Genomic DNA, 2,556 nt, shown 5'->3' with positions numbered 1-2,556 from the left:
GCCTCGCGCGCACCGCGCGAGACCGCCACGCGGACCCCCGGGTTCGGTCGGTGCCCGTCGGCCCGGTGGGCCGATCCGTCCCCCCACGAGATCGGATCGGACCACCGGCAGCCCGGCGGGCGGGTCAGGCCGCAGCGGCAGCCGGAAGCCAGGGCGCGAACTCGCCCTCCTCACCGCCGCGCAGGCCCAGCGCCATCATCAGACTGGCCTGAGGCGTCGGCTCGAACGGTCGCCGGAGGAGCCTCATCCCGGCCTGTTCGGGCGTCCGGTCGGCCTTGCGCTGGTTGTCCTCCGCACATGCCGCCACGGTGTTCAGCCAGCTGTCCGCACCACCGCGCGACCTCGGCACCAGGTGGTCGACCGTGCTGGCCCGCCGCCCGCAGTACGCACACATGTGCTGGTCGCGTATCAGCACCCCGCGCCGTGACCACGGGGCCCGTTGTCGGAACGGCACCCTGACGTACCGGCGCAGGCGGATCACCCGGGGCACCGGTACGGACACGCCGGTCCCGCGGACCACGCCCAGCGGATGCGCGTGCTCGACCACGGCCTTGTCCTGGAGGACCAGCACCACGGCACGCTTGAGCGACACCGTCGTCAGGGGTTCATAGCTCGCGTTCAGTACCAGCGTGTTGCGCATTCCGGCCACCCTCCCTGTCCCGACCGCGCCCGACGGCCCGGCCGTCCCGTCCCATGCCTGTCGGCCACCCGTTCCCCGGCGGCAGTGGCGTCGGCACCACTTTGAACGCGCCCGGCCCGCCCGAACAACGGAATTTCGACGGCACAGCCGCAGCAGCCGGACGACTGGGCTGAAATCCGCTGGCCGGGAACGCGTACCCTCTAGAACGCTGGAGTCGTCCAGGCAGAGGGCCCGACGGAACGGCCCACCCGCACACGCCTGGGTGCCCGATCGAAGGAGAAGCGTGACCGTGACGGACATCGTCGACGAGCTGCGGTGGCGTGGGCTGATCGCCCTGTCCACCGACGAGGACGCACTGCGCAAGGCGTTCGCGGACGGCCCGGTCACGTTCTATTGCGGCTTCGACCCGACGGCCCCCAGCCTCCACCTCGGCAACCTGGTGCAGATCCTCACCATGCGCCGCATCCAGCAGGCCGGAAACCTGCCGCTCGGCCTGGTCGGCGGCGCCACCGGTCTGATCGGAGACCCCAAGCCGACGGCGGAGCGCGTCCTCAACGACCCCGAGGTGGTGGCCGGCTGGGTCGACCGCCTGCGCGGCCAGATCTCCCGCTTCCTCGACTTCGAGGGCGAGTACGCGGCCCGCATGGTCAACAACCTGGACTGGACCTCCGAGATGTCGGCGATCAGTCTGCTGCGCGACGTGGGCAAGTACTTCCGCGTCAACAACATGATCGCCAAGGAGGCGGTCGCGCGCCGGCTGAACTCCGACGCGGGCATCAGCTACACCGAGTTCAGCTACCAGATCCTCCAGGGCATGGACTACCTGGAGCTGAACCGCCGCTACGGCTGCGCCCTGCAGACCGGCGGCAGCGACCAGTGGGGCAACCTCACGGCCGGCACCGACCTGATCCGCAAGGCCGAGGGCAGGTCCGTGCACGCCCTCGCCACCCCGCTGATCGTCAAGGCCGACGGCACCAAGTTCGGCAAGACCGAGTCCGGGACGGTCTGGCTGGACCCGGAGCTCACCACCCCGTACGCCTTCTACCAGTTCTGGCTGAACGCGGACGACCGGGACGTCTCCAACTTCCTGCGCATCTTCTCCTTCCGCACGAGGGAGGAGATCGAGGAGCTGGAGCGCGAGACCGCCGAGCGTCCCGCTGCCCGCCTCGCGCAGCGCGCCCTCGCCGAGGAGCTCACCACGCTCGTCCACGGAGCGGAGCAGTACCAGCGCGCGGTCGCGGCCTCCAAGGCGCTTTTCGGCCAGGGCGACCTCGCCGATCTGGAGCCCGCGACCCTCGCCGCCGCTCTGGCCGAGGTCCCCAAGGCCACGGTCGCCGAGCTGCTCCCGATCGTCGACCTCCTGGTCGAGGCCGGCCTGGCCCCGAGCCGCTCGGCCGCCCGCCGCACCATCAAGGAGGGCGGCGCGTACCTCAACAACGCCAAGGTCACCGACGAGGAGGCCGCCCCGGCCGACTCGGACCTGCTGCACGGCCGGTGGCTGGTGCTGCGCCGGGGCAAGCGCAACCTCGCCGCCGTCGAGCTCAAGTCCAGCTGACGTCCCGCTGGCGCAAAACAGACCCGGGGTGAGCAGCCTCTTCGGGTGGAAGGGGCCGGATCGAGCCAGATCCGGCCCCTTCAGGTTTGACTCTCGATGGGCGGTGCCCTAACGTGGAACGAGTCGCCTGATTCGGGCGGACCCCTTCTCCAGCGAGCGATTCGCCGCGAACCCTTTTCGATTCCGATCGAGCAGGAAATGCGGCTGAATAGATCTGCTAGAGTTCGGGAGCGCCGAAAGGCGAAAGCAAATCCGATGAAATTCGGTCCGGAAAACGGAGCGGAAAACATCTGATAAGCTGGAAACACGAAAGAACGAAGCGCCCGGAGGGCCCGCTGGAAGGCGGCCTGAAGGAAGCGTC

2 protein-coding genes are annotated in these 2,556 nt (G+C 69.7%); one reads left to right on the top strand and one right to left on the bottom strand.

Going from position 1 to position 2,556, the window contains the following annotated elements:
- Positions 1 to 124: 124 nt before the first annotated feature.
- Positions 125 to 640: an HNH endonuclease gene (locus ACFC1R_RS38685; protein ID WP_375946409.1), complete on the bottom strand. Its 516-nt coding sequence runs from the start codon at positions 638 to 640 to the stop codon at positions 125 to 127.
- Between the two features lie 289 nt (positions 641 to 929).
- Between ACFC1R_RS38685 and tyrS the strand changes: the two genes are divergently transcribed.
- Positions 930 to 2,195, top strand: a complete 1,266-nt coding sequence (gene tyrS / locus ACFC1R_RS38680; protein WP_375946408.1) for a tyrosine--tRNA ligase — start codon at positions 930 to 932, stop codon at positions 2,193 to 2,195.
- The last annotated feature ends 361 nt before the right edge of the window (positions 2,196 to 2,556 follow it).

This window comes from Kitasatospora sp. NPDC056138 (genome assembly GCF_042264695.1).
GTDB lineage: Bacteria > Actinomycetota > Actinomycetes > Streptomycetales > Streptomycetaceae > Kitasatospora.
Note: the sequence above shows the minus strand (reverse complement) of the source record. Positions and strands in the feature narration are given on the sequence as shown.